The sequence below is a fragment of the Streptomyces solincola genome (genome assembly GCF_002982015.1).
GTDB classification, from domain to species: domain Bacteria; phylum Actinomycetota; class Actinomycetes; order Streptomycetales; family Streptomycetaceae; genus Streptomyces; species Streptomyces solincola.
Map to the genome: position 1 here is coordinate 1 of NZ_PVLV01000018.1, position 9,484 is coordinate 9,484.

The window sequence follows — 9,484 nt, forward strand, 5'->3', positions numbered from 1 at the left end:
AGATGTGTATAAGAGACAGCGGCGGTGCGGCGCGGCGGGCCGGGCGGGCGGCTGCCGGCGGCGCCGCGCCCGGTGCGCGGGGCGGCGCGGCGGGCGACCCGGGTGCCGGAGCCCTGGCGGGCGGTGAGCCAGCCCTCGGCGGTCAGCTCGGCGTAGGCGTCGGCGACGGTGTTGCGGGCGATGCCCAGGTCGGCGGCGAGGCCGCGGGAGGACGGCAGCCGGGCGCCGGGCGCCAGCCGGCCGCTGCGCACCGCCTCGCGCAGCGCGTCCATCAGCCCGGCGCGCAGTTTCGCGCCGCGCAGTTCCAGGTGGAGGTCGGCCCCGAAAGTGGCCCAGGAATCCGTCATGGAAATGGACCATACCCCTGTGCCACACCGGGCCTAGGCTCGTAGCCATGACGACGAACGAGAACACCACCGCAGCCGCCCACCGCGACGAGACCCGCAACCCCGAGCACACCCCCCGCATCTCCTGGGCGGAGCAGGTCCCGGAGGTCTACAAGGCGATGGTCCGGCTGGACGCGGCGGCCCGCCGGGGCGTGGACCCGGTGCTGCTGGAGCTGGTGAAGATCCGCACCTCGCAGCTCAACCACTGCGCGTACTGCCTGGACATGCACAGCAAGGACGCGCTGGCGGCCGGCGAGTCGGTGGACCGGATCATCCAGCTCAGCGCCTGGGAGGAGTCCCGGCACTTCTACACCGCGAAGGAGGTCGCCGCGCTGGAGCTGACCGAGGCGATCACCGTGCTGACCGACGGCTTCGTGCCGGACGAGGTCTTCGAGCGGGCGGCCAAGGAGTTCACCGAGCAGGAGCTGGCCCAGCTCATCGCCGCGATCAACGTGATCAACGCCTGGAACCGGTTCGCGGTGTCCACCCGGATGGTCCCGGGCCACTACACGCCCGGCCAGTTCAAGTAGAGGGCGGCGCGGGCTGCTTGGGGCGGCGCATCTCGTAGTGCACCTGCGTCTCGTCCGCCGACGCCCGGTGGAAGCCGGCCCGGGCGACCACCGCGTGCGAGGCGGCGTTGGGATGGTCGACGGTGGCCCGGACAGCCGTCAGGTCCGGGTCGGTGAACGCCCACCCGGCCAGGGCGGCCAGGGCCTCGGCGGCGTAGCCGTGGCCGCGGGCGGAGGCCACCACGTCGTAGCCGGCCTCGACCTCGCCGTCCGGGCCGGGCGGGGCGTGGAAGCCGATGCCGCCGACGGCCCGCCCGTCCTCGGCGCGGACGATGACGTAGGTCCCCCAGCCCGGCCGGTGCGAGCCGTCCGCCGCGGCGCCGGCGACCATCCCGCCGGCGAACCTGGTCCCCTCCTCCGGGCCGCCGTCGGCCCAGGTGAAGCCGCCGCTGCCGCCGGAGTGCAGGTCGGCGGCGGCCGGCGGGGACAGCTCGCACAGCACCAGCCGGGCCGAGCGGACCGGGTCGCAGTACCAGCGCCAGGCGGTCGGCGCCGGCTCGCCGCCCGGCCCCTCCGCCCGGCCGGTCACATGGAGCAGCACCCGCCACGGATCGTCCCCGGCCGCCCTGGGCGCGTGCGGGAAGAGCCGGTCCAGCACCCGCGCGCACAGCCCGCCCTCCGGCCGGACCTGACCGCCGAGCGCGGTGACGATGTCGTGGGTGTGCAGCAGCACCTCGGCGATCCCCATGGCGGCGAACCCGTCGCCCCCGGCCGGGCCCGCCGGGTGCCAGGCCCGCAGGTCCGCCGGCGTGGTGCGCACGGCGGCCGAGAGCAGCCCGCCGGTGGCCCGCACGATCCGCACCAGCCCCTGCGGCCCGGTGCCCGGCACGGCCACCACGTCGAAGGGCACGTATCCCTGCGCCATCCGCCCGGTCAACTGGGCGGCGTAGCCGGTGAAGTCGCCCGCGATGTGCACCGCGGTCTCCTGGCAGCTCCACTCCAGCCCGGTCGCGGCCACCTCCCAGTCCCGCTCCGCCACCGCCTCCAGCGCCGCCGCGCACACCGCCGCCGCCGCGTCGACGTCGGCCGCCCAGTCGCCCGCGCTCCTGCCGCCGCTGCTCCCGCTCCCGCTGCTCATGGCCGCGACCCTAGGCGCGGCTCCGGGGGGCGGGCCACCCAATTCCCCTGCGCGGCGCGGCGGATGACGGGTGATGCTGGGCGGACGCAGGTGGTCGCGGCGCGGGAAGGGGCAGGGCGATGGAGGGATCGGCCGGGGACGGCGCACCGGTGGAGCGGGTGGATCCGCCGTTGACGGGCGGGGAGCGGGAGATGCTGCGGGGGGCGCTGGACTACCACCGGGCCACGCTGGCGCTGAAGTGCGAGGGGCTGGGCGACGAGGAGCTGCGGCGGCGGTCGATGCCCCCGTCGGCGCTGTCGCTGCTGGGGCTGGTGCGGCACATGGCGGAGGTGGAGCGGGCGTGGTTCCGGCGGACCCTGGCGGGTGAGGCGGAGCTGTCGCTGGTGTGGTCGGCGGACGGGGACTTCCAGCGGGCGTACGACGCGCAGGGGGCGAGCGTGCCGGAGGCGTTCGCGGCCTGGCGGGCGGAGGTGGCGTGGGCGCGGCGGTTCGAGGCCGCGGCGGAGTCGCTGGAGGTGACGGGGGTCAACCGGCGGCACGGGGTGGAGGTGTCGCTGCGCTGGGTGATGCTCCATCTGGTCCACGAGTACGCCCGGCACAACGGCCACGCCGACCTGCTGCGGGAGGGGGTGGACGGCACGACGGGCGCGTGAGGCCAACGGAACGCGTCTCGGCTGCACTTGAGGTCTGAGGGTGGAGATCTCGGGTGGATGGTCCGGGGGTTCGGTGACCGGGCGGGAGGCAGCCGCGTCGGGGTGCGCCGGCGCCGGGCCGGGTCCGGGCTCCCGGGACGGCCCCTTCCCGGACGAGGTCTGCCGCGGCCGCCGGCCCGCCACCCCGGCCCGACGCGCATCCGGACGCCCTCACCATCCGCGGGGCGTCAGTCGCGGGCCCAGTCGGCGAGCAGCCCGGACAGGGCGTCGGCGGCCTCGTCGGCGTCGGGGCCGTCGCCCCGGGCGTCCGGGGCGAGTTCGACGTGCACGAAGAGGGTGTGCCCGCGCTGCGCCTCGCGGCCCTGGACGTTGGTGGTGCCCTCGACGGGGCAGCGGGCGCGCCAGCCGCGGCAGACCCGCAGGCCCTCGGAGCGCATCCGGTCGGCCAGCGCGACGACCTCGCCGGGGGCGCTCTGCACGGCGCCGGTGGACACCACGGCGTCGTAGGGGCGTTGGCGGGAGTCGGAGAAACCGTGCACCTGGAGGCTGGGCACGTTGCGCCGGACCAGCTCCGCCACCATGGCGTGGAAGACGCTGTCCTGGCGGTGGGCGACGTCGGCGGTGTCCCCGGTGCCGGACTCGCGGTGCGCGCCCGCCACCACCAGCGCGCCGCCCGGCGTCGACTCCAGCAGCCGTACGCCGAGGGCGTCGGTGTCCCGGTCGGAGGTGGGGTGGGGCACCTGCACGTTCCAGCGGACCGCGGAGTCGGCGGTCAGATAGAGCCGTCCCCAGCGGGCGGCCGGACCGTCATCCCGCGCGGCGATCTCGTCAAACCTCCGACCGCTTCCGGTGTCGGTGATTCTGGTCACAGTGAAGCCGATCGGGCCGATCAGACCCTCCGCCGCGCGCGCGTCGCCCGCCAGCAGCTTGTCCACCCCCTGGGCGAGCCGTTCCCGCTCCTCGTCGCCGGGTGGTGTGTAGGAGGCATCGGGCCTGGCCTGCTCGGTATACGCGAGGATCCGGTCGCGGACGTCGACCAGCTCCCGGGCCTTCGGAGCCGACCGTTCCGCGGGCTCGTCGGAGGCGGACTGGCATCCCATCAGGAGCAGAATCATGCCGACCACAAGCGAAATGTGCACGAAAGGTGACGGTCTTGTGACGCTGATCGCAGCTTCTCCCTCCGGAGACGTGTGAACATGTGGCAGTGACATTGCGTAAGTCTCTCCGCATCGGTCGGTGGTTGGCGACCCCAGCCGTTCTCGCCGTACTGATCACCGGCTGTGCCGAGGAGCCGTCGACTCCGCAGCACAAGCCGGGCGGCCGCACCTTCACCGTGGCCGCCACGGGAGACGTGCTCATCCACCCGGACCTGATCGAGCAGGCAACAGAGGACGCCGAGGAGACCGGGAACGGCCAGGACGGCCTGGACTTCCGGCCGCTGCTGGCCGGGGTCAAGCCGGTCATATCCAGGGCGGACCTGGCGATATGCCACCTGGAGACCCCGGTCGGCGAGCCCCAGGGCCCCTTCAAGGGATTCCCCGACTTCCTCGTCCCACCGCAGGTCCTCACCGCGCTGAAGGACACCGGCTACGACACCTGCTCCACGGCGTCGAACCACACCTTCGACCACGGCATGGACGCCGCGCAGCGCACCCTGGACCTGATGGACGAGGCGGGCCTCGGCCACGCCGGCTCCTCCCGCACCAAGGCGGAGTCGCAGAAGATCCCCATCCGGGAGGTCAACGGCGTCAAGGTGGCCCACCTGGCCTACTCCCGCGACTCCTTCGCCCACCCGACGCCCAAGGACCAGAGCTGGGCGGTCAACCGCACCGACCTCGGCGCGATCAAGGCCGCCGAGGCCAAGGCCCGCAAGCAGGGCGCCGAGGTGGTCATCCTCTCCGTGCACTGGGGCCTGGAGCACTACAACGAGCCCAGCCTCCCGCAGCTCCAGCTCGCCGAGCAGCTCACCAAGGACACCGGGATCGACCTGGTGATCGGCCACCACGCGCACGTGGTGCAGCCGATCCAGAAGCTCAACGGCAGATGGGTCGCCTACGGCCTGGGCAACTCCGTCGCCCGGCACTCCTCGCCCACCGGGCTCACCGAGGAAGGCGCCATCGGCTGGTTCGAGTTCCGCGAGACGACCACCGGGTGGGACGTGTCGGCCCGCTACCGCACCACCCTGGTGGACATCCCGCCGGACGTGGACGCCGGCGGGAAGCCGCCGAAGGGCGCGGTGGAGGACCACAGACTGGTCGACGTGCGGCAGCAGCTCGACAAGCCGGAGGGCCTCTCCGAGGACCGGCTGGCGCGCTACCGCCTCGCGGCCGAGCGCACCCGCGGCTTCCTGTTCAACCGGGGAGCCCCGGGCGGCGACGGACTGGCCGAGCTGCGGCTCGGGTGACCGGGCCGACCGGTCCGTCCCGCACCCCGGGGCCCGCCCCGGCGGCGCCCCTGCCGGGCGGCTCGCGCCGCCCCGTCCGCCCACTCGGCTCCATCCGCTCCACTCGCTCCACTCGCCCAACGACTGGGCCCTCGCGCCCGCGGTGTCGGTTCCCCCGCGTCGCGCGCCCGCACCGACCAGGGGAAGATCAGCAGTGACATCGAGCCATGGCGCGTACCGCGTACGGGGAGGACGGCGACGCAGCCGCAGGCGGGCGGACATGCCGCTGCTGGGCGGCATCCGTCCGCCGATCGCCGTGCTGTGCGTGCTGATCCTGGCCCTGGCCGGCCTCACCACGAAGGTGCTCGGCCCCGGGGACGACACGGTGGTGCCCAAGGCGGTGCTCTCCTCGCAGCAGCACTTCGCCGAGGACGGCGCCATCGCGCTGCGCGCCTCCATCGACGAGCGGGTGACCGACCTGGAGCGCACCGCGGCCGCGCTGCGCGCCGGCGACCCGGTGGCGCCCGAGCGGGTGCTGTCCGACCTGGGTCAGGCGTACCAGAAGTGGACCGGCACCACGGTCATGGAGATCGACAGCGGCAAGGTGCTCGCCGCCCGCGGGGAAACGATTCCGCTGGGTTGGGTGGACCAGAAGGTCCTCACCGGCGACACCGCCCTGACGCCCCGCATGGTGCGCCTGGAGACCGGTGACGTCCGGCTGATGACCATGGCCCTGCTGGAGTGGAAGGGCCGCCCCAAGCAGCTCCTGATCGCCTCCGGCAGCCTGGCCGTGCCGCAGATCAACCTGGGCCCGTTCCGCACCATGGCGGTCGCGGCCCGGGACGGCGAGGTCCTGGCGACGGCCGGCTTCGAGCAGGCCGACGCAACCGACGCGGGCCGGGCCGGCGTCGAGCTGGCCTTCATGCGCAAGCAGATGGGCACGCTCTCCGACAAGGCGGCCAAACTCACCGAGCAGCACCCCTCGCACGCCAAGGAGCCCGGCTCCCGCGGCTACCCCGGCGTCAGCGGCACCCTGCTGGGCGGCGACTACAACGGCCGGGTGGCCACCGCCGGCTACGCCGCGCTGGCCTCCTCCGACCCGGAGGACAAGAAGAGCGTCGCGGCCGGGCTCGGCCTGACCGTGGTGGCCCTGCTGCCGGTGGTCGCGCAGCCGACCGTCGAGCAGGGCCGCGAGCTGTACGGACTGGTGGCGGCCGGCGTCCTGGTGGCGCTGGGACTGCTGGCGGCGGCCGTGCTGTGGACGACCGTGCAGCGCCCGCTGCTGCGGATGTTCCTGGAGTCCCGCCGGCTCGCCCGGGGCGACCTGACCCGTCCCGTCTCGGTGCCCCGCTGGGGCGAGGCGGCCCGGATCGGCGCCGCGCTGGAGAGGCTGCGGACCAGGCTGGGCAGCACCGGCGACGCGGACGGAGCCGGAGCCGGTACGCCGGCGGGCCGCGGCGGCAGGCTCGGCGCGGCCGTCCCGCTGATCGTCACGGCCGTCCTGCTGCTGCTGTGGTGCGTGCCCGTCGGCCTGCTGCTGAACCGCACCGACGGCTCGGTCAGCGTGCCCACCACCATGGTCAACGACCAGCGCGACCGCACCGACCTGATCGCCGACCGGCTGCGCCGGGCGCTCAACGAGGCCCAGGCGGACCTGGTCTCCAGCGCCCGGCTGATGGCCTCGGACGACTCCGGGTCCACCGCCCGCGTCCTGGACGAGGCGCTGGCCAAGCACTCCCGCTACGAGGCGCTGTACGTCGTCGACGACGGCGGCCGGGTCACCGCGCAGGCCGGCGGCGACCCGCACGCCTGGAGCGGGGACAAGGACCTGCCGCTGATCCGGGTGTCCGGGCAGGGCGGCAAGAAGCCGGTCATCCAGGCCGGGGCCCCGGTGCCGGAGCGCGAGGGCGCCGTCCTGGTCGGCGAGCTGCGGGTGGAGTTCCTCAACTCGCTGCTGTCCCGGCCCGGTCTGGGCGAGGTGCGGGTGGTGGACGCCAAGGCGCAGACCATCGCCGCCAGCGACGGCTTCCTCGCCTTCGAGGAGCTGCCCGAGCAGCCGCTGGCCGACCTGGTGCGGGCGGCCGGCGTCGACACCGGCGCCGGCCCGGTGGAGAACGGCCTGCTGATCCGCGAGGGCGGCAAGGTCACCGTCGCCGCGGCCGCCCCGTTCTCCGGCGGCGGCGTGGCCGCCGACGTGGGCTGGACCGTGGTCAGCTCGCAGAACGCCGAGCGCTTCCAGCTCGCCGCCTACGAGCGTGAGGACCGCAGTGTGCTGGCCGGCATGCTCGGGCTGGCCGCGATCATCGTCTGCCTCGGCTGGACCTACCTGGTCGTCGTCCGCCCCATGCGGGCGCTGGCGACCGCCGCCGAGAAGCTCGCCGACGGCGACGCCAAGACCGTGCTCTACCCGCGCTACCAGGACGAGGTCGGCGCCGTCGTGCGCAGCCTCGAACTCCTGCGCCAGCAGGTGCAGGCCCACAGAAGCAACCAGGCGCGCCAGGCCGCCGAGGCCCGGCCCCGCGTCGGAGGAAGGTGACCCGCGGTGCTCTATCTGTACTTCGTCCTGCTGATCGCCGGCATCGCCCTGCTGGCGGCGGGCATCGTCGAGCAGCGCCGGCACTACGCCGCGCTGCACGTCATCCCCTCCCGGGTGCTGGTCAACGGCATCCGCGGCAAGTCCTCCATCACCCGGCTGTGCGCGGGCGCGCTGCGCGGCGGCGACCTGGTCACGGTGGCCAAGACCACCGGCACGGCGGCCCGCTTCATCCACCCGGACGCCACCGAGGAGCCGGTCTACCGCAAGTTCGGCATCGCCAACGTCGTGGAGCAGATCGGCATCGTCCGCCGGGCGGCGACCTACCGACCCGACGCCCTGGTCATCGAGTGCATGGCGGTCATGCCGGCGCTCCAGGAGGTCAACCAGAGCAAGCTGATCCGCTCCACGATCGGCGTGCTGTGCAACGTCCGCGAGGACCACCTGGCCGAGATGGGCCCCACCCTGGACGACGTGGCGCGCTCGCTGTGCCGCTCCATGCCGGAGAACGGCATCTGCGTCACCGCCGAGAAGGACCGCTTCGACATCCTCCAGGAGGAGGCGGACGCCCGTAACTGCGAGCTGGTCTACGCCGACCCGGAGACGGTCTCCGACGAGGAGCTGCGCGGCTTCAGTTGGTTCACCTTCAAGGAGAACGTCGCCATCGCGCTGAAGGTGGCCGAACTGCTGGGCGTGGAGCGCAAGACGGCGCTTCAGGGCATGTACGACGCGCCCCCGGACCCCGGTGTGCTCTCGGTGGAGCGGTACGTCGGGCCCGAGGGCAAGCGCCTCGCGTTCGCCAACGTCTTCGCGGCCAACGACCCCGAGTCCACGCTGATGAACATCAACCAGCTGCTGGACCTGGGCGCGATCAGCCGCCCGCTGAACGTCGTCATCAACTGCCGCCCGGACCGCGTCGAGCGCAACGGCCAGATGGGCGAGATCATCCCCGACCTCCAGCCGGACAACGTGTTCGTCATCGGGCACCCGTCCAAGAGCGCCATCGAGGCCATCCCCGCCGAGTGGCGCGACCGCGCGGTCGACCTGGGCGGCGAGCGGCGCGAGGCCGAGGAGTTCATGCCCACGCTGCTCGGCAGGATGGCCGACGGCTCCTCGCTCGTCGCCATCGGCAACATCCACGGCCAGGGCGAGGAGCTGCTGGAGTACCTGGCCGAGCTGCCCGCCGACGAGAGCGCCGCCGAGGACGCCCCCGGCCAGGCCACGGCCACCACCGGCCAGCACCCGCGGCTGGACCCGTACGCGAGCTACCCGGTGGCCGCCGAGGAGCGCTACCAGGTGTCCCAGACCCAGGGCATCCCGGTCATCACCGCCCTGCCGACGCAGGCGACCCGCCAGCAGGCTCCCGCCGCCCCGTACGCCGGCGCCGCGCACGCGGCCCACCAGCAGGGCCACCAGGGCGACTGGCAGCAGCAGCCCGCCGCCGCGCAGCAGCAGTCCTCCTGGGCCGCCCAGCAGGGGCAGCAGGGCTGGTTCGACGAGCGGCAGCAGTCGGCCCAGGACCAGCAGTCCGCCTGGAACGCCCGGCCCTCCGGCTACCAGGACCCCGGCGCGTACCAGCAGCACACGGACTACGGACAGCAGCAGACGGGGTACCAGCAGCAGGAGTGGCAGCAGCCCGCCGGCGGCGAGCAGACCCCCTCCTGGGCCCGCGAGCAGGCGGACCAGTGGGCCGAGGGCCGGCAGCTCCAGCACCAGGACCCCTGGAGCCAGGACGGCCAGGACGCATGGCGCCACGGTGATCAGGGCGGCCAGGGCGACCAGGACGACCCGCGGCACCGCGGATGGGACCACGACGGCCACGACGGCCGGGACCGGCGTCCGCCGGGTGGGGACGGCGGGATGCCGCCCCGCCACTGACCCC

General features: G+C 74.1%; 8 protein-coding genes. 5 read left to right on the forward strand and 3 right to left on the reverse strand.

Annotated elements, in window-relative coordinates:
* The coding region (locus C6N75_RS01425; protein WP_146132454.1) for a GntR family transcriptional regulator at positions 1-347 on the reverse strand (347 nt) is incomplete at its 3' end.
* Between the two features lie 47 nt (positions 348-394).
* Here C6N75_RS01425 and C6N75_RS01430 point away from each other — a divergent pair.
* A complete protein-coding gene (locus tag C6N75_RS01430; protein WP_105866993.1) occupies positions 395-916 on the forward strand; it encodes a carboxymuconolactone decarboxylase family protein in 522 nt (173 codons plus the stop codon).
* On the opposite strand, the gene C6N75_RS01435 is transcribed toward C6N75_RS01430, so the two are convergent.
* A complete protein-coding gene (locus C6N75_RS01435) occupies positions 909-2,033 on the reverse strand; it encodes a GNAT family N-acetyltransferase (RefSeq protein ID WP_105866994.1) in 1,125 nt (374 codons plus the stop codon). The genes C6N75_RS01430 and C6N75_RS01435 overlap by 8 nt on opposite strands.
* Before the next feature lie 119 nt (positions 2,034-2,152).
* Between C6N75_RS01435 and C6N75_RS01440 the strand changes: the two genes are divergently transcribed.
* Entirely contained in the window at positions 2,153-2,686 is a 534-nt protein-coding gene (locus C6N75_RS01440; RefSeq protein ID WP_105866995.1) for a DinB family protein, read from the forward strand.
* A gap of 227 nt (positions 2,687-2,913) precedes the next feature.
* On the opposite strand, the gene C6N75_RS01445 is transcribed toward C6N75_RS01440, so the two are convergent.
* Entirely contained in the window at positions 2,914-3,786 is an 873-nt protein-coding gene (locus C6N75_RS01445) for a hypothetical protein (protein ID WP_258177164.1), read from the reverse strand.
* Positions 3,787-3,926: 140 nt separating this feature from the next.
* Here C6N75_RS01445 and C6N75_RS01450 point away from each other — a divergent pair, with 140 nt between their 5' ends.
* The 3 genes from C6N75_RS01450 (at position 3,927) to pgsB (ending at position 9,480) form a co-directional block, all read left to right on the forward strand.
* Positions 3,927-5,090 (forward strand): CapA family protein, encoded by a 1,164-nt coding sequence (locus C6N75_RS01450; RefSeq protein ID WP_105866996.1) that lies wholly within the window; start codon positions 3,927-3,929, stop codon positions 5,088-5,090.
* A gap of 259 nt (positions 5,091-5,349) precedes the next feature.
* Complete coding sequence (locus C6N75_RS01455; protein ID WP_105866997.1) at positions 5,350-7,605, forward strand: HAMP domain-containing protein; 2,256 nt, start codon at positions 5,350-5,352, stop codon at positions 7,603-7,605.
* A 6-nt stretch (positions 7,606-7,611) separates the two neighbouring features.
* Positions 7,612-9,480 carry a poly-gamma-glutamate synthase PgsB gene (pgsB, locus tag C6N75_RS01460; protein WP_105866998.1) on the forward strand — a complete coding sequence of 623 codons (1,869 nt, stop codon included), beginning with the start codon at positions 7,612-7,614 and terminating at the stop codon, positions 9,478-9,480.
* The last annotated feature ends 4 nt before the right edge of the window (positions 9,481-9,484 follow it).